The sequence below is a fragment of the Flavobacterium endophyticum genome (genome assembly GCF_003634455.1).
GTDB lineage: Bacteria > Bacteroidota > Bacteroidia > Flavobacteriales > Flavobacteriaceae > Flavobacterium > Flavobacterium endophyticum.
This window is the reverse complement of record NZ_RBLC01000001.1, coordinates 1053380-1072733: the sequence shown is the minus strand read 5'-3', so window position 1 is coordinate 1072733 and position 19354 is coordinate 1053380. Positions and strand designations below refer to the sequence as shown.

The following is a 19354-nucleotide window of genomic DNA, read 5'->3' as shown; positions in this document are numbered from 1 at the left end:
CGGCTGTTTCTTTTTAGACTTTCCTCAGACTTACCAACATGCAGGTGCCTTTTCCTGTTTCTGACGAAAAGACCTTTATTTTTCCGTCATGATACTCCTCTACGATTCTTTTGGTTAACGAAAGTCCTAATCCCCAACCACGCTTTTTAGTTGTAAATCCAGGCTCGAAAATCCTCTTGAATTGTTTTTTTGGAATTCCTTTTCCAGTATCGGTTACTTTTATTTTTACAAAACGAGAATCTTCTTCAATGACAATAGATAGATTTCCTCTTCCTTTCATGGCATCAATCGCATTCTTGACAAGATTTTCGATCGTCCAGCTGTGTAATATTGGGTTGATGGAAGTCATGATCGCGTGGTCTGGAGCTTTGAAAGAAAAATTAATCTGATTCGAAAATCTGGATTTTAGATAATCATACGACTGTTCTGTCTCCGCAATAATATCCTTTTCTTCTAAAACAGGTTCTGAACCAATTTTTGAAAAACGATCGGCGATGGTCTGCAATCTGAAAATGTCTTTTTCGACTTCGGTTACCGTTGTTTCGTCGACATTATCAGCTTTCATGATTTCAATCCAGCCAAGCAATGAAGAAAGCGGCGTGCCTATCTGATGCGCGGTTTCTTTCGCCATACCCGCCCAAAGCTTGTTTTGGGTAGCCATTCTGCTGGCACGGTAAAAGTTGAAGATAAGTAATCCAAACAAGACTAAAATAAGAAATAGTGCAATCGGATAATATTTCAAGTTATTCAAAAGCGAAGAATTCCCATAATAAATATACTGAATTTCTCCTGGCAGGTATTCTATCGGAATTGGCTCATTTTCATTTTTAAAATTCTTGAAAAAGGCTTTGGCTTTGATAGAATCATTCGCGATTTTTTCATCGATATTCCGCATTCCCATAATATTTCCTGCTTGATCAGTAAGCACGATAGGAATGGTAGTGTTTTTGTCTACAATCTGCCTAGGTAATTCAATGTCGTCATTTTCTAAATCGGCCTTATTGATTGTCTTTAATGAAGTCGCCCAAATCTGCATTTTTAGATGCTCTTCATTTTTAAAGATTTGGAAAAAAGTATAGGTATTCCAAAGGATGAGAGAAATTATGATGAAAGAGATCATGATGATAATCCATCGTGTGACATTTCTTTTTTCAGAAAACTGCATAAATCTTATTTTGAGGTATAAATATAAGCAAAAGAAACAAAGTCAAAATCTTAAACTGTTTATAAGTCTTAAATACTTCATTCTTTCCTTATGATTCAATTTATTACTTTTGTTTAAACGGAGAATTTTATGATTAGTATAGAGCCGAAAGAAATTTCGACAGCAAAATTACAGGGTTATCTTCAAGGATCAGTAGGCCCTAGGCCGATTGCTTTTGCAAGTACCGTTGACCGTAACGGAAATCCGAATTTATCGCCCTTTAGTTTTTTTAACCTTTTTAGCGCTAACCCGCCAATTTTGGTTTTTTCGCCATCTCGACGTGTCCGCGACAATACGATAAAACATACCTTAATCAATGCCGAAGCTACTCGAGAAGTTGTAATTAATGTAGTTAATTTTGATATGGTACAGCAGGCTTCCCTGTCGAGTACAGAATATGGCAATGGTGTAAATGAATTTTTAAAAGCTGGATTTAGGCCAATTCCATCTGATTTGGTAAAGCCTTTCCGTGTAAAAGAATCTCCCGTTCAATTTGAATGTAAGATACAAGAAATCATCAGTCTTGGAAGCGAAGGCGGTGCAGGGAATCTAATTATCTGTGAGATTGTAAAAATGCATATTGATGAGAAGATTTTGGATGAAAATGGTGCTATCGATCAACATAAAATTGACTTGGTCTCGAGGCTAGGCGGTAATTGGTATTCGCGTTCAAATATGGGATTGTTTGAAGTTGAAAAGCCATTGACCACATTAGGAATCGGTGTTGACCAAATACCAGATTTTATAAAAAATAGTCCGATTTTCGACGGCAATGATTTAGGTAAATTAGGCAACGTTGAAGCATTGCCTACAAGCGAAGAAGTTGCTATATTTGTAAATCAGAATTTTGCCGTCAAAGGCGTTTTGAGTTCCGATGATCAGGAAAAAGTGCATTTGAAAGCAAAAGAATACTTGGATAATAATGAAGTGATTGCGGCATGGAAAGTGTTGCTCTCTGAAAAAATATAATGAAAAGGCTGAATTACAAGCCATATAAATAAACAAAAACAATAGAGATTATGGAAGTTACTGGAAAAGTTAAAGTAATAAATGCCGAACAGCAAGTTAGTGCGTCATTTAAAAAAAGAGAATTGGTTGTTACTACTGAGGAGCAATACCCGCAACATATCATGATTGAATTCACGCAAGACAAATGCGATCTATTGAATAACTATTCAGTAGGTGAGCCTGTGAAGGTTTCAATCAACCTAAGAGGCAGAGAGTGGGTAAATCCTCAAGGAGAAACTAAATATTTCAACAGCATTCAAGGCTGGAGAATCGAAAAACTGCAAGCCGAGGCTCCTTCTGCTCAAGTTCCTCCAATGCCGGCAAGAGAAGCTTTTGAACCAGCAAATAATTTTAAAGAAGAAGAGCACGACGATTTGCCTTTCTAATAAATAAAGCAGAAGTATCAAAAAACCGCAGAAATTCTTGCGGTTTTTTTATGAAGTAAAATAAGTTATAAATGTATTTCCTTACCAAAGAATTATTTTTTCCTCCAGTAAATGAAACGGATGAGGATGGTATCTTAGCTATTGGCGGAGATTTGTCACCAGAACGCCTGCTTTTGGCCTACAAGAGCGGTATTTTTCCATGGTTTGATGAAGACGAGCCAATTCTTTGGTGGTCGCCTGAAGAACGAATGGTTTTGTTTCCGAATGAATTTTCGGTTTCAAAAAGCATGAGAAATATACTGAACAGAGGCATCTTTAAAGTAACATTCAATCAGAATTTTAAAGAAGTAATTTCAAATTGCAGTTCTATCAAAAGAGATGGACAACGTGGAACTTGGATTACTGACGGAATGATTGAGGCATACTCAAAGCTAAATGAAATGGGAATTGCAAAATCTGTCGAAGTGTGGCAAGAAGATATTCTTGTTGGCGGACTTTATGGAATCGATTTAGGCCATATTTTTTGCGGAGAAAGTATGTTTTCTAAAGTTTCTAATGCTTCGAAAGTAGCCTTCATTTCTTTAGTAAAAAAGCTAAAGGAAGAAAATTATAAGCTTTTGGATTGCCAAGTTCATAATAATCATCTAGAAAGCTTGGGAGCAAGCGTGATTCCTAGGGAAGATTTTATTGCGATTTTAAAATCCAAATAATGAATTACTTCATTGTCCAGCATGCCTCAATGTGGTCATTGACCATTCCTGTGGCTTGCATGTGTGCATAAATTACCGTCGAACCTACAAATTTAAATCCTCTCTTTTTTAAATCTTTGCTGATTTTGTCAGAAAGCGATGTTGTGGCTGGAACTTCAGATAGTGATTTCGGACGGTTTATGATGGGATTGCCATCAGTGAATTTCCAAATGTAATTAGAGAAGCTTCCAAATTCTTTTTGGGTTTCCATAAAGGCTTTTGCATTGGTAACGGCAGAACGGATTTTTAGCTGGTTGCGAATGATTCCGATGTCTTGGAGAAGATCTTGGATTTTTTCTTCATCATAGTTAGCGACTTTTTTATAATCGAAATTGTCAAAAGCCTTTTTAAAGTTCTCTCTTTTTCTGAGTATGGTAATCCAGCTTAATCCTGCTTGGAATGTTTCTAGGATTAAGAATTCGAATAGTTTTTGGTCGTCATATACAGGAACGCCCCATTCTTCATCATGGTATTTTTCGTATAACGCATCGCCAATACACCATCTACATCTTATCTTTTCTTCCATTGCTCAGATTTTAATCCAAATATAAATAAAAATCCCGCTTCGGTTAGAAGCGGGATTGTATATGTGGAACTATTTTAGAAGATTATCCTAAAGCAGCTCTTTTGAAACCAGTAACTGTCAAGTTTGCGTCAACAGATTTTACATATCCAGAAACGCTAACAGCGCCGTCTTTAATGTAGTCTTGGTTTACTAAAGTATTGTCTTTGTAGAAACGTTGGATTTTACCTTTAGCGATGTTATCTAGCATAGCTTCTGGTTTTCCTTCTTGACGCAATTGGTCTTTAGCGATTTCTACTTCTTTTTCGATGATAGATGCATCAACACCAGCCTCGTCTAACGCGATTGGGTTCATGGCAGCAGCTTGCATTGCAACGTTTCTAGCTGCTTCTTCAGCACCAGGAACATTAGCAGAAAGAGAAACTAAAGTAGCGATTTTGTTACCAGCGTGGATGTAAGATCCAACGAAAGCACCTTCTAATCTTTCGAAAGAACCGATTTCGATTTTTTCTCCGATAACTCCAGTTTGCTCGATCAATTTGTCAGCAACAGTGATTCCGTTGAAATCAGCAGCTAAAAAATCTTCTTTAGTTTGGAAGTTTAAAGCAAGGTTAGCCAAATCTGTAGCCAACTTTACGAAACCTTCATTTTTTCCAACGAAGTCAGTCTCACAGTTCAATGAGATCACAACGCCAGCAGTTTTGTCTGCATTTACAACAGCGATAGCAGCACCTTCAGTAGATTCTCTATCTGATCTGTTAGCAGCTACTTTTTGACCTTTTTTACGTAGGTTTTCGATAGCTAGATCGAAATCTCCGTCAGCTTCAACAAGAGCTTTCTTGCAGTCCATCATTCCTGCACCGGTCAAGGTTCTTAATTTATTTACATCTGCAGCAGTTATAGTTGCCATTTTAGTATTTTTTTTAAGGGTTAAAAATAAAAAATCCCAAGATTTAAATTCCAAATCCCAAGTTTATTAAATTATCAACGTATTGTAATTTATTTGGAATTGGAATTTAAAAATTGGAACTCTAATTTAATTTATTCTTCTGTTGAAGTTTCTACAGTTTCGCTTGGAGCGTCTGCAACTTCGCCAACTGGCTGCTCAGTCTCTTTTTCAGAAGTTGTGTTTCTGTCAGAAAGACCTTCGATAACAGCAGTAGTTACTAAAGATAAAATTTTATCGATTGATTTAGAAGCATCATCATTTGCAGGGATTACATAATCAACCTCTCTTGGGTCAGAGTTTGTATCCACCATTGCGAAAACTGGAATGTTTAATTTTTGAGCTTCTTTAATTGCGATGTGTTCAGCTTTAATGTCTACAACGAACAATGCAGCAGGAAGTCTTGACATATCAGCGATAGAACCTAAGTTCTTCTCTAATTTTGCACGAAGACGATCAACCTGTAAACGTTCTTTTTTAGATAATGTCATGAAAGTACCGTCTTTCTTCATTCTATCGATAGAAGCCATTTTTTTAACCGCTTTTCTGATAGTTACGAAGTTAGTCAGCATACCACCTGGCCATCTTTCAGTGATGTAAGGCATGTTTGCAGCAGCTGCTTTTTCAGCTACGATATCTTTTGCTTGTTTTTTGGTAGCAACGAATAATATTTTTCTACCAGATGCAGCGATTTTTTTCAAAGCTTCATTAGCTTCTTCGATTTTAGCTGCAGTTTTATATAGATTGATAATGTGAATTCCATTACGCTCCATATAGATGTAAGGAGCCATGTTTGGATCCCATTTTCTAGTCATGTGTCCGAAGTGAACACCTGCTTCTAGTAATTCTTTAACTTCTACTTTGTTTGCCATTTTAATGTAATAGTTTACGTTCTGTTGAATTAGCAATGTTCCTTTTTGGCTTTAAGCTGAGCTTTAGGCTTTAGGCTTCATTTAGATGCTAAACTAATTTCCTGCCTCGGCAGGGAATAACAACATTGTTTTTAAATAATAAATGAACGAGGTCTTTTCCAATACAGAAAAGACGGTAATATTAACGTTTAGAGAATTGGAATCTCTTACGAGCTTTCTTCTGACCGAATTTTTTACGTTCAACCATTCTTGGGTCTCTAGTTAATAAACCTTCTGGTTTCAAGATTGCTCTGTTTTCAGCATTTACTTCACACATTACGCGTGCTAATGCCATTCTTACAGCTTCTGCTTGACCAGTTGAACCACCACCATAAACGTTTACTTTTACGTCAAAGTTAGATGCGTTCTCTGTCATAGAAAGAGGTTGCAATACTTTGTACTGTAAAGTTGCAGTTGGGAAGTAAGTTGTAAATTCTTTTTTGTTTACCGTGATGTTTCCAGTTCCTTCTGTAACATAAACACGAGCAACAGCGGTTTTTCTTCTACCGATTTTGTGAATTGTAGCCATTACTTAAGATCGTTAAGGTTAACAGTTTTAGGTTTTTGAGCTTCTTGTTTGTGCTCTGGACCTACAACAACATTTAAATTTCTGAAAAGTTGTGCTCCTAATTTGTTTTTAGGCAACATTCCTTTTACTGCTTTTTCCACTAAAGTAGCTGGATTTTTTGTCTGTAATACTTTAGCAGTTAAAGTTCTTTGTCCTCCTGGGTATCCTGTATGACGCATATAGATTTTGTCATCCATTTTGTTACCTGTAAGGTTGATTTTTTCTGCATTGATAACAATTACGTTATCTCCACAGTCCACGTGCGGTGTATAACTTGGTTTGTATTTACCTCTAAGGATCATAGCGACCTTTGAAGCAAGACGGCCCAAGTTATGACCTTCAGCGTCAACAACAATCCACTCTTTCGTTACAGTGGCTTTGTTAGCTGAAATTGTCTTGTAGCTTAATGTGTTCACAATAATTTATTTTAATTAAACATTCCATCCCCAATAAAGGGGTTGCAAAAGTACAATAATTTATTTTAAATGCAAACACCTATAAAAGATTATTTTAGAGGCTGATTATCAGATTGAAAATCTATAAATGGAGAAGGCAAATCTACGGATTATTTTTGGTTTAATGGCTCGGTAGGAGTGTCGGCTTATTTAAAAACAAAAAAACCATCTAAAAATACGCTTAGATGGTTTGCTAGATTTTAGGGGTAAATGGTTTATACAATAAACAAATTGGCAATATTGACAGACTGTTGTGTAGTCAAAGGTTCATCATAAGATTCTGATCCTGCCGTTCCTGGAATAGCAGGCCCTAACGAGCCATTACTTACTGTGCTCGTATTAAATCCAGCCTGCATTACATTTTCTTCTCCATCATAAACGGCTTGAGTTGCAGACGGCATTCCAGTTCCTCTTTGGTTTCCGGTAATCCATCCTTTAAGTCCTCGTAGTCTTCTTACTTCTGATGCATGGCGCGCTTCAACGGAATGAATCTGCAAAGCGGCTGTCAGTAAATCAGGTGTCGATATCAGATTGGCAGCCTGGCCTTTGTAGGCTCTTACTCCAGTGTCTTCAAATGCTTGTGCCAATATCAAAAATTGTTGGTATGCGGCGGCATTTCCTATTCCTGTCGCATTGAAAGGATCAAACGCGCCTCCGACCGTAAAGTCAAATGTTGGTTTGGCAACAGCATTGGCTCCGAGTCCGGCAATCAGAAATTCCACATGGTCGGCTTCGTGTTGTGCAATCTGCATGAATACTTTTTCATCTCTTCCTCCTGTCGGGATAACGCCAGATTCTAATCCTAAGCGATAAAATTCATCTTCAAGATATTCTAGCGTCAGGGCAAGCTGGAGCGCTCCGATTGGCGTGCTTGGTGTCGGACCTATATCTGAAGCAAAGGCTTTGTTAGTGAATGCTGCCAGTCCTAATGGAATAGAGGCAAGGGCTAAATTTTTGCCCAATTGTCCGAACTGCCCAAAACTATCTCTTCTGGAGCCCGTGCTTTTCATGAAGTTTTCATCAGTGAAGGACTCTATAAATTTTAATAGATTCATAATTTCTAAATTTTTGTTGGTTAGTATTTAAGGTAGGTAGACGGCTGAAAATTCTGTCGTAATAAAGCTACCCGCTACAGGGAGTATTTGTGATGGATTTTTCGCGTCATCCAGTCCGTTTGATGCACTTACGATATCATCGCCAGCAAAATCGTCTGAGTTTGGATTGATTAAGCTTCTTATGGCGGATGCATGTCGTGCTTCGACAGAAACAATTTTCCCCGCTAATAATAAATAGTCAGCGCTTGTAATTAGTTTTCCTGCTCCATTATAAGCGGCAACACCTGTGTCTTCTAAAGCTTTTGCCGTTCCTAGGATAGAATCTCTGCTGCCAAAGTTTACGGTGCTGAAATCAAATTCCAGTGTTGGCAGTAATTGTGTGGAAGGATTGCTCAAGGCTCCTGTCAAAGCCGTCTTGAAGAATTCTCTGTGGATTACCTCGTGGGCATATAAATCAGAAAGTACTTGTTGTTCTTCGGAATTGAACAGTGCTCCAAAATTATTGAGGTTGACAACTCGCGTATAAAAATCAGCTTCAAGTTGTTCCAACGCATACGCGTACGTCAAGACTCCCAAATCGCCGCTTCCTAGATCGAATACGCCATTGCGTATTCCTGGAGCATACGGGCCGTTGTTTTCAGAATCATCATCGTTGCTGCAGCCCGTGAGGAGTAGTCCTGTAGCCGCCATCGTGAGTCCGCTGATTTTTAAGAAGCTTCTTCGGTTCGTTCCCGAAGTAAGCTGTTCTTTTACAGTTACTGCATTTTTCATAAGTAGACATTTAAAAGGTTAATAATTAATCGGGTTGATTTAGGTTCCCGTTGGGAATCTATGTAGACTACTTACGTTGAAATTATGTTAGCGGTTTTGATAAAATTTTATATAATTACAATGTGAAAATTGTTTTTGCTATGTAATTGTTTGTATGAAGGTGTTTTTTGTTGCTAATTTTTTAATTTGCACAGGCGTGCGAAGAATGCCAGCAGTACTTGGCATGAAATAAAACTAGTGTTAAGTATTTAAAAATCCCGAATAATGTGCCGTAGTTTTTGTCTTTCTATTTTTAAGTTTACTGTAAATTTTAAGAATATTTTCTATTTTTTCACTTACTTTACATTTCTTTTATACTGAAAATGATGAAACCAAAAGCAACTTTAAAGCAAATAGCCAAAGAATTAAATGTATCTGTTTCGACAGTTTCTAAAGCGTTGAGCAACAGCCCGGAAATTAGCGAGCCTACAAAAATTAAAATTCAGGAATTTGCGAAGCTTAAAAATTACAAGCCGAATAACATCGCCATCAATCTGAAAAATCGCAGTACCAAAACTATCGGAGTTATTATTCCTAATATTCTGAATCCGTTTTTTGCGAAGGTTTTCAGCGGTATCGAAAAGATGGCAAATGAAAAAGGCTATAATGTGATTACCTGCATTTCTAACGAGTCGCTAAAGAAAGAGATCCATACGATGGACATGCTCAGCAATGGAACGATTGACGGTTTTATTTTGTCTATTTCGGAAGAAACTCAGAAACAGCAGGAGTTTAAGCACTTTAAAGAGATTATTTCCGAAGGCATCCCGATCGTAATGTTCGACAGGATCTCTGACGAAGTAAATTGTGACAAGGTAATCGTTGATGATTTCGATTCTTCGGTAAATGCCGTGAACCATCTGATAACCTTAGGATGTAGAAAAATCGCATTGCTTACTTCTATCGATAATCTAAGCGTGGCCAAATTGAGAGCGCAAGGCTATGTGAAAGCATTAAATGATAATGATATTGCTATAAATAAGGATTTGATTATACGAACCGATAATCCAGATGAGTTTGATTTCAGGCTGAAAGACCTAATCGACAATCAGGAGATTGACGGAATTTTTGGCTTAGACGAACACGCTTCGACCATGGCTATGAAGATGGCTATCAAAAAAGGAATCAAGATTCCCGAAGAACTTTCTGTAATTGGATTTGCGGATGGAGTCTGGTCTCGAAGATTGACACCGAGTCTTTCTACAATCAGCCAGCATGGTATTGAGATTGGAGAAGAAGCAGCTAAAATGCTTATCGAAAAACTGGAAAGCAAAGACGAAGAATATGCTTATAGGACTACGGTCATCAAGACGGAACTCCGCCAGAGGGATTCTACTCGAAAATTATAAAAAAAAGCCCATTCAATCGAATGGGCTTTTTTTTATTTTTCTTTCGTGAGTTTAAACTCGTTGCCGCCTTGCAGTATTGTCATGGCATTTGGTGAGAAAACCAATTCTAATCCAGCTGGTTCGAAATTAAAATTCGTATCACTTAGCGGATTCAGCGGAAAAGAGCTTTGCCCAGTTGCCTGGCAGATAAGCACGCCTTTTTCTTCCTTGATTGAGATTTTCATCGGGAAATTAGGGTCAGAATAAATGCCTTCATATTTTTTTAAGATCGAGAGTTCTACGACCGCAGTTTTTAGGTTCGGAAAACGGTACGGCATCTTGTAATAGATGCTTAAGATTCCAATCATTATTCCGTCCATTTCGTAGCCTTGTCCGTTATCAAGCAAGGCGATGCTCAGTTTTTCTTTTGGGTAGTGCGTCAAGGAAGACGTGAAGTTTTCGATTCCTCCTTCGTGTCCGTAAAATTTTCTTTCTGCGAAAGGCATGGCAAAAATTCCCTTGCCGTAACCTTTGTCCATAGTTGTCATGATGTCTAAGGAAGCTTGTTTTAACAATTTTCCTGAAAACAAGCTATTGATAAAATTGGTCAAGTCTGAAGCAGAGGAAAGGATAGCTCCGGCGCCACCCGGAATTGACATGTCTTCTTTTTGAGCTTCCTGCCAAGTTTTTCCATCCCAAGCATACGAAATGGCTTCGTTTTTAGCGCCTGAAGCAAATCCGGTATTTTTAAGTCCCAGCTTCTTTACGATACGGCTGTCGATGTTTTCGGCATAACTTTTTTTCGTAATATCTTCAATAATCCAACCCAGAATCACAAAATTAGAATTGCTGTATTCTGCTTTTTCTCCAGGCTCAAAAACAGGCTTTCCTGCTTTTATCTTTTTCATCAGCTCGCTTCGGGTTTTTGGCAGCTTTGCATATACAGCATAATCAGCATCGTTCGTAAAACTGTAAATACCGCTTGAATGGTTCAACAGGTTTTCGATCGTGATGTTCTCTGAATTTTTTATCGTCGGGAAAAACCGTGAAAGCTTGGTGTCAAGCGTCAGCTTTTTTTCTTCAACCAATTGCAAGATGACAACCGAGGTAAATGTTTTGGTAATAGAGCCAATCTTGTATCGGGTATCTGCACCAGCTTTTATTTTGTTTTTTACGTCGGCAAAGCCATAATTCTTTTCAAAAACGATCTGGTTGTTTTCTTGGATGGCCAGGCTTCCCATAAATTTATTGTTCGAAGCCAGATAATTTAAAAGGCTGTCGATCTTGTCGAACCTTGTCTCACTTTGCCCGAATGAATGTAGGGATAAGGAAAAGAATAGAAATAAGAATATTTTTTTCATGAAATTATTTTTTGTTTAAAAATAGAATCCTAATTATTGATAATCATATTTTTTTTCTGGATATCGATCGTGATTTTGTTTCCCAGCCAGTTGATGCTTCCTATGGCTTCGTAAATCAATCCGTCAATAAAAGTAGCGTTGAAATCTGTAGCTTTGATTTTGTCGTTTGTTTGTGTGTTTATTTTGGAAAGGGTAGTGAAATAATATGTATTTCCTTCTGTAGGCTTAAAATCACTTTTTTGGTATTTTGTTTTTACCTGCGAAGAATCAATGGCAAGTGGTTTCATGTATCTCGAATTGAATCGGAAGATGTTGAAGCCAGCACCGCTGTCGAGATTCATTTGTACCGTAAGCTGGTCATTGAGCCTGACGTAAGTAGCAATTCCCAATGTCTTTTCTAAATCGTCAGAAATTTGAATCGGAATTGAAGCGCCAGTCTTGATTAATTGCTGTAAAGACTTATCTGTTTCTAAGGTCAGTATTTTATTCTTATAATCGATCGTAATAGGAATGTGTCTAAACGGGAGTAATGAAATCAAGCCATCCACAGGAAAATCTAAATCAATTATGGTAAATTTTTCGTGGTTTAATTTTAGAGTACCAATTTCAAAATTTTCAGTATCCCAAAGATCTGCTATTATTTGTTCGCCAGTTGCTCTATGGCCTGTATAAAAACCATCCGTTTTTTTTAGATTTTCTATTTTGTCAGCAAATTTCTTGGTCATTAAATTGAGTCCGGCGCCAGTATCAAAAATGAAATTCCCTTCTAGATTGTTTATTTTGGCCTTGACTAAAATATGTCCGCTTTCCAGTAAAGTAAACGGAATCGTTATTGTTTTTGAAATTTTATTTTGCCCGAAAGAATTTAGGCAAAAACTGATGCATAAGAATAGAATTAACTTTTTCATAGTGAATGGTGTCCTATCTGGATAATGGACTTTTGATTGTTGCTTATTTGACGTAATTTTCTGTTTGTGTTACGACTCTTTTAATGGGCTTCAAGCCAATCGTGTCCTTTTCCTAAGTCAACAATTAAAGGCACATCCAGCTTGAACGCATTTTCCATTTCGTGTTTGATCATAGGCTGGATTTTTTCTAGCTCACTATTATGAACGTCAAAAACAAGCTCATCGTGTACTTGAAGCAACATTTTGCTTTTCCAATTTTCGGCATTCAGGCGTTTGTGGATGTTTATCATCGCGATTTTGATGATGTCGGCAGCACTTCCTTGGATTGGCGCATTCACGGCATTTCGTTCGGCACCGCCACGCACGACTGCATTTTGCGAGTTGATGTCTTTAAGGTAACGTCTTCTTCCTAAAATTGTCTGTACGTAACCATTTTCTCTGGCAAATTCGATCTGTTCTTGGATATAAGCTTTCAGTCTTGGATAAGTCAGATAGTAGGCATCGATCAAATCTTTAGATTCAGAACGCGATAGTGATGTCTGGTTGCTCAACCCGAAGGCCGATACGCCATAGATAATCCCGAAGTTTACGGTTTTGGCGTGGCTTCTTTGCTCGCGCGTTACTTCTTCTAATGCTACGTTGAAAACTTTTGAAGCAGTTGAAGCGTGAATGTCTTCACCTTTCTGGAACGATTTGACCATTTCTGGGTCTCCGCTCAACGCGGCTATGATGCGCAATTCTATTTGAGAGTAATCGGCAGAAACTAGAGTATAATTTTCGTCTCGAGCAATAAATGCTTTTCGAATCAGACGGCCTCTTTCTGTACGAATTGGGATATTCTGCAAGTTAGGATTGTTGGAACTCAAACGTCCGGTTGCGGCAACGGTCTGCATGTAATCTGTATGGACTCTTCCTGTTTTTGAAGAAACCTGCAACGGCAAGGCTTCCACATAGGTGTTTTGCAGTTTTACCAATTGGCGCCAGTCTAAAATGTCTTGGACGAATGGGCTCGATAATGCTAAATAGGAAAGCACTTCTTCGCCAGTTGCATATTGTCCTGTCTTGGTTTTCTTTTGTTTTGCGCCTCCAATTTTCAGCTTGTCAAATAAGATTTCTCCTAATTGTTTTGGAGAAGCCAAGTTGAATTTTTCTCCGGCATTCTCATAAATTTGGTTTTCCAGCTTCTGGATATCGCCTTTTAGTTCTTGAGATAAATTATGAAGAAAAGGTACATCGAGGTTTACGCCTTCTTTTTCCATGTCGGCAAGAACAGGAACCAATGGAACTTCAATTTCTTCGAATAGCTTTTTCGTATTGGTGGTGTCTAATTCTTTACTGAAAAAATCTTTAAGTTGCAACGTCACGTCGGCATCTTCTACAGCATATTCCTTGACGTCTTCGACAGCAACTTCTCTCATTGTTTTTTGATTCTTTCCTTTCTTGCCGATTAATTCTTCGATAGACTGTGGCGAATATTGGAGGTAGGTTTCGGATAAAATATCCATGTTGTGTCGCATATCTGGATTGATGAGATAATGCGCGATCATCGTGTCGAAAATTTTTCCTTTGACTTCGATGTTATAATTGGCTAAGACTTTTAGGTCGTATTTTAGATTTTGGCCGACTTTCTCAATTCCTTCTGCTTCAAAAAATGGAATGAATTTGTCGACGATTGCCTGTGCTTCGGTTTGGTTTTGTGGAACTGGAACATAAAATCCTTTTCCTTTTTCCCATGAAAAAGACATTCCGACTAATTCTGCGGTCAAAGGGTCGATTCCTGTAGTTTCGGTATCAAAGCTTACGCTTGGCTGCTTTAATAAATTCTGCAATAGGAATTTGATTGCCATGTCACCTTCGACCAATTGGTAGAAATGCTCGGTGTCTTTTAGTGTTTTGTAAAAACTGGTTTTGGTTTCTCCTGTGTTCTCATCAGAAGATGCAGAAGCAAAAAGGTCAAATTGGTCTTCGTTTTTTGCCTGCGGTTTTTTGTATAGCCTTGCTTCTGCCGGGTTGTTGGCGACTGGAGCATTATGGTCGATTCTGAACAGATTGTCGAACTGCTCTGCCATTCTCCTGAATTCTAATTCTTGGAAAATCGCTTCGGTTTTTTCAATATCGGGACGTGTAAGTTCATAATCCGTTTCATTGAAAGTCACGTTACAATCGGTAATAATTGTCGCCAGTTTTTTAGATAAGATTCCTTTTTCTCTGTTGGCTTCGATATTCTCTTTCATCTTGCCTTTCAGCTGGTGCGTATTTTCGAGAAGATTTTCCATGGTGCCGAATTCCTTCAGCAGTTTTTTGGCAGTTACTTCTCCAACACCAGGAAGACCTGGAATATTATCGACAGCGTCGCCCATCATTCCTAAGAAATCAATTACTTGCTCTGGCCTTTCGATTTCGAATTTTGCCAATACTTCAGGAATTCCCCAAATTTCAATTCCGTTACCCATTCGAGCCGGTTTGTACATGAAGATATTTTCCGAAACTAATTGGGCAAAATCTTTATCAGGAGTGACCATAAATACTTGATAGTTTTGCTTTTCTGCTTGTTTGGCAATGGTTCCAATTAAGTCGTCGGCTTCGCAACCTGCTACTTCTATGATAGGAATGTGCATGGCTCTTAACAAGTCATGGATATAAGGAATGGCTATTTTTATGGCTTCGGGAGTAGCGTCGCGATTTGCTTTATACTCGGCAAACATTTCGGTTCTTACATGACTGCCTTCTTTGTCAAATGCCACAGCAAGATGATCCGGTTTTTCTCTTTTGATTACATCCAAGAGGGAGTTCATAAATCCCATGATTGCGGAAGTATCCATTCCTTTGGAGTTGATTCTTGGGTTTTTTATAAATGCATAATAGCCTCTAAAGATTAAAGCATAGGCATCAAGAAGAAATAGGCGTTTTTGTTGTGACATAAGAATTTGTTTGTATAGCTTCCAAAAATACAAAACTTAAGATGTAAAACAGAAAAACCGATGCTAAATAAATCGGCATCGGTTTCTCAAAAAAACAAAAAACTAACTAAAAAAGGATATGGATATAAGCAAATGGTTGGTTTATTTTTTGACTACTTTTTGTTTGGCTGCCTGTCCGTTTTCAAAATCTACGCGAATCATATAGATTCCGCTTGAAAGGTTTGCTATGTTTATTTGAGGAGCTTTTTGTGTAGCGATAAGCTGTCCTAAATGGTTATAAATAGTGACGTTTTTGATTTCTTGGTTTGCTTGGATGTTGATGATGCCTTCTGTCGGGTTTGGATACAACCTGAAGTCATTTTTGTTGAAATCAATCGTGCCCAAGCTTTCTTGAATGTTTATAGTGTAATCTTCTATTTGTCCGTAATAAGCATTTAAGCAGGCGTCGAATTCTCCTTCTTCGTATATATTCCATTGGTCTTTGATGACCCTCATTCTTGTATCACCGATTGTCGCTGTCGCTGGAATAGTAATGCTTACAGTTGCTTCTACAGCATCAATTCCTGTAGATGGAGTCAGTACAGATGGATAGTATTCTGTCTGCATGTCAAAAACTCCGTCTTTGTTCCAGTCAAAGAAAGCTCTTATATCGTGCTCAAACTGTCCAACAGTATTTCCTTTTACGGTTAATTGGTAGGTGTTTCCTCTTACTACATTTCCGACTATTGCCGTAAAGTCTTCATAAGCAGGAGTGCCATTTAACGTTTCTGAAGTCAGGTTGTTGATGTCTGAAAAATTTACCATCGTAATCGGCTCAACGTCAAAATCTACAGATATATTACAGTAGCTTGATGCCTGTGGGTATTTTAAGCATCGGATTGCAGCAGATTGGCTTCTTGGTGCTCCTGCTGATGGATTTGCGATGGTCGTGCCTACATAAAAATATTTTGCGCCAGATGAGCTTGTTGTCGAGCTCCAGAAATAACCTCTAGTTCCAACAAAGCTAAATGATCCCGATGCTGCTCTGTATCCCGAAGTGGGCAATTTTAGGACGCTTTGAAAAGCAGTAGCCGGATTTGAGATGTTTTGCGAATCTTTTATAGCGGTCCATTCTGCTTCCGTCGGAAGTTTCCAGCCATTTCCTAATGCCTTGCATGGATCACAGCCGTTTATATCTGTTGCTGCTGCTGGAGTAGCTGCTTCCCATGTGTCAGATAAAGCATTTGGCGACCACCAGCCGGTATAGAAAGTATCAATTCCTGTAGCAAGTCCGGCCGGATTGTTTGGTGTAGGCGCTGTGCCTAGAGCAGAGTTTCTTTTTTGGTGACCATCGTCCCATCGTCCCCATTGGAATAAATCTCCGTAAGAAGCTTCATCGTTTTGAGAAGTTGCTACACTGGCGCTGCCCAAGTTTTGTTGTAACCATACATTTCCGTCACTTCCGCGGACAGTAATATAGGTCACGCTTGTTCCTTCATAATTAAAAGTCACACAGCCTAAATCGCCAGTATTGTTTCCAGGTTCTCCACAAGTTTCTTGGTTGATGGTGCTATTTCTGTAAAGCCTTGTTTGAGCTACATCAGCTCCTTCAAAACCTATAGTAAGTAGGTCTAAATCGCCGTCATTATCAAAATCAAGCCATTCGCCTTTAGACATATTTACGCCAACAATAGAGGCGCTGTTTACGGTATCTTCCGTATAGGTTCCATCAAGATTGTTTTTGTATAATAGGACAGTATTATCTCCAGCGGCATTGCTTCCGATAGCAAATATATCAATCAGGCCGTCTTTGTTGTAGTCGACGAATTTTGTGTTGCCGTTATAGATTCCTGCGAAGTTGTTTGCTTGCGCTGTAAAATTTCCGAAACCATCATTAGTATAAATCGTAAGGCTGGCAGTAGGAGTGTAGTCTGTCCCAGAAATCAGCAAATCTAAGTGGCTGTCGTTATTGATGTCCAGAGCATCAATAGACGAAAAATAAATGCCCGGAATTGTAATCGGCTTTTCGGTAAAAGTTCCAGTTCCTGAATTGATATAAAGCTTGGTTTCAGGAGTGAAATTTGTACTGAATCCAGTCACAAGAAGATCGTTAATTCCGTCGCTATTGGCATCAAAAGCTTTGATGGCGCTAAAATAAGTTCCCATCAACCCAGCGTTTAGGTCCGTAAATGTACCGCCCTCGTTTTGTTGATAGACTTTTGTAATATATTCTGATCCTAGATTTCCATTAACGATGATGTCGGCAACTCCGTCATTTGTCATGTCGGCAATTTGGACAGAACCGAAGTTCACGCCAGGAATTCCAGAATTTTCATTCTTTGTAAATGTGCCGTCCCCATTGTTATAATAAATTTCAAAAACGACAGACGAATTTTCTCCAGTTTTTGTCCCAGTAATGATGATATCTTTTTTATTATCGCCGTTAAGGTCGCCAACAGCAATCGAAGAGTACATGATCTGGCTTAAGGAAGCGCCTACATTTTCTGTAAAGGCACCATTGTTATTTTTGAAAAGCCCTGAATATCCTGTATATCCTGGTTTGGCTCCTGAAATAATAAAATCTGTTCTTCCGTTATTGTCAAAATCCGCTACAGCGCAGTCGCCATAAAATACGCCTTGAAAAGTCTGATTGCTGACTTCTTGGAAAATTTGGCCGTGCATCAAGCCACTGGTTAGGATAGCGATTAGTATAAAGTATGTTTTTTTCATAATGAGATATTTGTAATACGCTCGCAAAGTTATTTATTTAGATTAAATAAAAATAAGTAGTAGTTTAGTTTTGCTGAATTTTCTTTTCACGGCTTTCCGTATTTGCTATTTCTAAATATTTTAACATACAAATTTTATTATGTGATAATTCAATTATAAAATTTGCTGTGGATTCTGTTGGTCATATGGTGTTATAGTTAAAATTTATCCAATTAAATTACCAACAGCTTCATTATTTATTTACTTTGCTTAAATTCTAAATCATACTATGCTTCGTTGGATATTTTTTATTGCTTTTGTGGTATTGGTTGAGCTTTATGCTTTTCAGGCTTTTAAGACCATTACAAAAGCAAAGTGGATTCTGATTCCGTATCAACTTATTTCGCTGGCCGTAATCATCTTTGTCATCTATTCTTTTACGCAATTTGACAGGAGCGTAGGCCAAAATAAACAGTCATTAATTACGTTAGGTTTAGTTTTGTTGACGTTTTTACCGAAACTTGTCGTGACATTCTTCCTGTTTGGGGAAGATATCTACCGTGTTTTTTCGGGAATTATTACTCATTTTCTAGGCAATAACGACAAAGGGCATTTCCTCCCAGACAGAAGGAAGTTCTTGAGCCAAGTGGCACTAGGCGCTGCGGCTGTTCCCTTTATTTCACTTTTGTATGGAATGACGGTCGGAAAATATAATTTTAAGGTTATCAAACAGACCTTGTTTTTTCCAGATCTTCCGGATAGTTTTGACGGAACTACGGTCACTCAAATTTCAGATGTGCACAGCGGCAGTTTTGATAATCCTGAAAAAATCCAATATGCGATTGATTTGATTAATGAACAGCAATCGGACATTGTTCTTTTTACAGGCGATATCGTAAATACGCATGCTGTGGAAATGGATCCGTGGATTAAGACTTTCAAGAAGATTCATACTCCTAAGCTGGGCAAGTATTCCGTTTTAGGAAACCATGATTATGGAGAATATGTTACTTGGCCTTCTGAAAAAGATAAAAACGACAACTTTGAAGCGATTAAGGACTTACACCGTCAAATTGATTTTAAATTGCTCCTTAATGAAAACGTAAAAATCAACAACGGGACAGATGAAATTGCTTTGGTTGGAGTAGAAAACTGGGGACATAATTTCAAAAAAGCAGGCGATTTGACCAAAGCATCGGAAGGCTTGAAAGATTCTGATTTCAAGATTTTGATGAGCCATGATCCTTCACATTGGGAATATGAGATAAAAAACCACCAGACAAAATACCATCTGACGTTGAGCGGACATACGCATGGCCTTCAGTTTGGGATTGAAATTCCAGGATTTTTCAAATGGAGTCCAGTTCAATATGTCTATAAGCAATGGGCTGGTTTATACGAAAATGCAGGGCGCTATATTTATGTAAATAGGGGCTTTGGGTTTCACGCTTATCCTGGCAGGGTTGGTATTTTACCCGAAATTACGGTCATCACGCTAAAAAAAGGTGAAAATGTAGCATAATTCAGTAAATA

17 protein-coding genes are annotated in these 19354 nt (G+C 38.2%); 5 read left to right on the top strand and 12 right to left on the bottom strand.

Annotated elements, in window-relative coordinates:
- Positions 1-13 precede the first annotated feature (13 nt).
- Entirely contained in the window at positions 14-1165 is a 1152-nt protein-coding gene (locus CLV94_RS05045) for a sensor histidine kinase (protein ID WP_121375337.1), read from the bottom strand.
- Between the two features lie 129 nt (positions 1166-1294).
- On the opposite strand from CLV94_RS05045, the gene CLV94_RS05040 reads away from it, so the two are divergent.
- The 3 genes from CLV94_RS05040 (at position 1295) to aat (ending at position 3308) form a co-directional block, all read left to right on the top strand.
- On the top strand, positions 1295-2173 hold the full coding sequence (locus tag CLV94_RS05040; protein WP_121375336.1) for a flavin reductase family protein: 879 nt from the start codon (positions 1295-1297) through the stop codon (positions 2171-2173).
- A 50-nt stretch (positions 2174-2223) separates the two neighbouring features.
- Positions 2224-2598 (top strand): DUF3127 domain-containing protein, encoded by a 375-nt coding sequence (locus tag CLV94_RS05035; protein ID WP_121375335.1) that lies wholly within the window; start codon positions 2224-2226, stop codon positions 2596-2598.
- Positions 2599-2669: 71 nt separating this feature from the next.
- Positions 2670-3308: a leucyl/phenylalanyl-tRNA--protein transferase gene (aat, locus tag CLV94_RS05030; protein ID WP_121375334.1), complete on the top strand. Its 639-nt coding sequence runs from the start codon at positions 2670-2672 to the stop codon at positions 3306-3308.
- 4 nt (positions 3309-3312) lie between these two features.
- Here the strand turns inward: aat and CLV94_RS05025 are convergent, their stop codons facing one another.
- The 7 genes from CLV94_RS05025 to CLV94_RS04995 all read right to left on the bottom strand — a co-directional run bounded on the left by CLV94_RS05025 (position 3313) and on the right by CLV94_RS04995 (position 8576).
- Entirely contained in the window at positions 3313-3873 is a 561-nt protein-coding gene (locus tag CLV94_RS05025) for a DNA-3-methyladenine glycosylase I (RefSeq protein ID WP_121375333.1), read from the bottom strand.
- 82 nt (positions 3874-3955) lie between these two features.
- Positions 3956-4780, bottom strand: coding sequence for a translation elongation factor Ts (gene tsf / locus CLV94_RS05020; RefSeq protein WP_121375332.1), 825 nt, complete (start codon positions 4778-4780; stop codon positions 3956-3958).
- A 131-nt stretch (positions 4781-4911) separates the two neighbouring features.
- Positions 4912-5688, bottom strand: a complete 777-nt coding sequence (gene rpsB, locus CLV94_RS05015) for a 30S ribosomal protein S2 (RefSeq protein WP_121375331.1) — start codon at positions 5686-5688, stop codon at positions 4912-4914.
- Positions 5689-5869: 181 nt separating this feature from the next.
- The gene (gene rpsI / locus CLV94_RS05010) at positions 5870-6256 is read right to left on the bottom strand and encodes a 30S ribosomal protein S9 (protein ID WP_121375330.1); all 387 of its coding nucleotides are present in this window, start codon (positions 6254-6256) and stop codon (positions 5870-5872) included.
- Entirely contained in the window at positions 6256-6711 is a 456-nt protein-coding gene (rplM, locus tag CLV94_RS05005; protein ID WP_121375329.1) for a 50S ribosomal protein L13, read from the bottom strand. The genes rpsI and rplM overlap by 1 nt, the downstream gene beginning before the upstream one ends.
- A 254-nt stretch (positions 6712-6965) precedes the next feature.
- Entirely contained in the window at positions 6966-7805 is an 840-nt protein-coding gene (locus CLV94_RS05000; protein ID WP_121375328.1) for a ferritin-like domain-containing protein, read from the bottom strand.
- Positions 7806-7832: 27 nt separating this feature from the next.
- On the bottom strand, positions 7833-8576 hold the full coding sequence (locus tag CLV94_RS04995; RefSeq protein WP_121375327.1) for a ferritin-like domain-containing protein: 744 nt from the start codon (positions 8574-8576) through the stop codon (positions 7833-7835).
- A gap of 365 nt (positions 8577-8941) precedes the next feature.
- Here CLV94_RS04995 and CLV94_RS04990 point away from each other — a divergent pair, with 365 nt between their 5' ends.
- The gene (locus CLV94_RS04990; protein ID WP_121375326.1) at positions 8942-9964 is read left to right on the top strand and encodes a LacI family DNA-binding transcriptional regulator; all 1023 of its coding nucleotides are present in this window, start codon (positions 8942-8944) and stop codon (positions 9962-9964) included.
- A gap of 32 nt (positions 9965-9996) precedes the next feature.
- Here the strand turns inward: CLV94_RS04990 and CLV94_RS04985 are convergent, their stop codons facing one another.
- From CLV94_RS04985 to CLV94_RS04970, 4 genes are all read right to left on the bottom strand, one after another.
- Complete coding sequence (locus tag CLV94_RS04985) at positions 9997-11304, bottom strand: serine hydrolase domain-containing protein (protein WP_121375325.1); 1308 nt, start codon at positions 11302-11304, stop codon at positions 9997-9999.
- A 29-nt stretch (positions 11305-11333) separates the two neighbouring features.
- Positions 11334-12212 carry a retropepsin-like aspartic protease gene (locus tag CLV94_RS04980; RefSeq protein ID WP_121375324.1) on the bottom strand — a complete coding sequence of 293 codons (879 nt, stop codon included), beginning with the start codon at positions 12210-12212 and terminating at the stop codon, positions 11334-11336.
- 80 nt (positions 12213-12292) lie between these two features.
- On the bottom strand, positions 12293-15133 hold the full coding sequence (gene polA, locus CLV94_RS04975) for a DNA polymerase I (RefSeq protein ID WP_121375323.1): 2841 nt from the start codon (positions 15131-15133) through the stop codon (positions 12293-12295).
- Positions 15134-15274: 141 nt separating this feature from the next.
- Positions 15275-17842 carry an FG-GAP-like repeat-containing protein gene (locus tag CLV94_RS04970; protein ID WP_121375322.1) on the bottom strand — a complete coding sequence of 856 codons (2568 nt, stop codon included), beginning with the start codon at positions 17840-17842 and terminating at the stop codon, positions 15275-15277.
- A 268-nt stretch (positions 17843-18110) separates the two neighbouring features.
- Here CLV94_RS04970 and CLV94_RS04965 point away from each other — a divergent pair, with 268 nt between their 5' ends.
- Positions 18111-19343 (top strand): metallophosphoesterase, encoded by a 1233-nt coding sequence (locus CLV94_RS04965; protein ID WP_121375321.1) that lies wholly within the window; start codon positions 18111-18113, stop codon positions 19341-19343.
- Positions 19344-19354 lie beyond the last annotated feature (11 nt).

Bases quoted from the DNA above. Each gene is read 5' to 3' on its own strand.
- rpsB (WP_121375331.1), bottom strand. From the start codon at position 5,688: ATGGCAAACAAAGTAGAAGTTAAAGAATTACTAGAAGCAGGTGTTCAC.
- CLV94_RS05000 (WP_121375328.1), bottom strand. From the start codon at position 7,805: ATGAATCTATTAAAATTTATAGAGTCCTTCACTGATGAAAACTTCATG.
- CLV94_RS04995 (WP_121375327.1), bottom strand. From the start codon at position 8,576: ATGAAAAATGCAGTAACTGTAAAAGAACAGCTTACTTCGGGAACGAAC.
- CLV94_RS05045 (WP_121375337.1), bottom strand. From the start codon at position 1,165: ATGCAGTTTTCTGAAAAAAGAAATGTCACACGATGGATTATCATCATG.
- tsf (WP_121375332.1), bottom strand. From the start codon at position 4,780: ATGGCAACTATAACTGCTGCAGATGTAAATAAATTAAGAACCTTGACC.
- CLV94_RS05025 (WP_121375333.1), bottom strand. From the start codon at position 3,873: ATGGAAGAAAAGATAAGATGTAGATGGTGTATTGGCGATGCGTTATAC.
- CLV94_RS04965 (WP_121375321.1), top strand. From the start codon at position 18,111: ATGCTTCGTTGGATATTTTTTATTGCTTTTGTGGTATTGGTTGAGCTT.
- CLV94_RS04970 (WP_121375322.1), bottom strand. From the start codon at position 17,842: ATGAAAAAAACATACTTTATACTAATCGCTATCCTAACCAGTGGCTTG.
- rpsI (WP_121375330.1), bottom strand. From the start codon at position 6,256: ATGGCTACAATTCACAAAATCGGTAGAAGAAAAACCGCTGTTGCTCGT.
- CLV94_RS04980 (WP_121375324.1), bottom strand. From the start codon at position 12,212: ATGAAAAAGTTAATTCTATTCTTATGCATCAGTTTTTGCCTAAATTCT.
- polA (WP_121375323.1), bottom strand. From the start codon at position 15,133: ATGTCACAACAAAAACGCCTATTTCTTCTTGATGCCTATGCTTTAATC.
- CLV94_RS05040 (WP_121375336.1), top strand. From the start codon at position 1,295: ATGATTAGTATAGAGCCGAAAGAAATTTCGACAGCAAAATTACAGGGT.
- CLV94_RS05035 (WP_121375335.1), top strand. From the start codon at position 2,224: ATGGAAGTTACTGGAAAAGTTAAAGTAATAAATGCCGAACAGCAAGTT.
- CLV94_RS04985 (WP_121375325.1), bottom strand. From the start codon at position 11,304: ATGAAAAAAATATTCTTATTTCTATTCTTTTCCTTATCCCTACATTCA.
- aat (WP_121375334.1), top strand. From the start codon at position 2,670: ATGTATTTCCTTACCAAAGAATTATTTTTTCCTCCAGTAAATGAAACG.
- CLV94_RS04990 (WP_121375326.1), top strand. From the start codon at position 8,942: ATGAAACCAAAAGCAACTTTAAAGCAAATAGCCAAAGAATTAAATGTA.